The organism is Bartonella sp. LB28NMGDW, from assembly GCF_042194435.1.
GTDB lineage: Bacteria > Pseudomonadota > Alphaproteobacteria > Rhizobiales > Rhizobiaceae > Bartonella > Bartonella grahamii.
Genome location: NZ_JBHIMX010000180.1, coordinates 1 through 502 on the forward strand (window position 1 = coordinate 1; position 502 = coordinate 502).

Annotated in this window: 1 protein-coding gene and 1 pseudogene; both read right to left on the reverse strand. The window is 41.4% G+C overall.

Going from position 1 to position 502, the window contains the following annotated elements; all coding sequences use genetic code 11:
* Positions 1-150: 150 nt before the first annotated feature.
* Positions 151-432 carry an addiction module antidote protein gene (locus tag ACFIKG_RS09890; protein WP_375649234.1) on the reverse strand — a complete coding sequence of 94 codons (282 nt, stop codon included), beginning with the start codon at positions 430-432 and terminating at the stop codon, positions 151-153.
* Positions 413-502, reverse strand: a pseudogene (locus tag ACFIKG_RS09895) (type II toxin-antitoxin system RelE/ParE family toxin); the annotation flags it as partial. The gene ACFIKG_RS09890 and the pseudogene ACFIKG_RS09895, both read right to left, overlap by 20 nt.

Below are 502 nucleotides of genomic sequence, written 5' to 3' on the forward strand. Positions count from 1 at the left end.
ACCAACCAAAAAGAGTTTGTTCCAGAAGATCAAGAGCTTACGCTTTATGCAACACGGGATAAAACAACCGCGGCTGGTGAGTGTGTTGTGGTCGTGCAATTCGTGACTAATCGTTGAGAGGTGTGGGGGAAGACTTATTCCCCTCACGATTTATGGAGCAGATTGTACGCTTAGTTGCAAATTAAGGGCAGATAAGACAGCGACTAAGGTAGAAAGTTTAGGGTCACCAGTCTTACTTAAGGAGCGGTATAATCCACTGCGTTCACGATTGGTTTCTTTTGCTAAGGCACTCATATTTTGTGCTCTAGCAACAATACCAAGGGCATCCGCTATATGAGCAGCATCACCGGTTTTAAAGGCTTCATTAAGAAATGCTTGTTGTATCTCAATGTCTTCAAGATATTCTTCTGGTTTAAATGGGGTTGTTTTCATCACTGTACTCCTCTTTTAACTTTAATGCTTGTTCAATATCTTTTTTCTGCGTTGATTTATCTCCACCACA

Coding starts and splice junctions, on each gene's coding strand:
- ACFIKG_RS09890 (WP_375649234.1), bottom strand. CDS start 432: ATGAAAACAACCCCATTTAAACCAGAAGAATATCTTGAAGACATTGAG.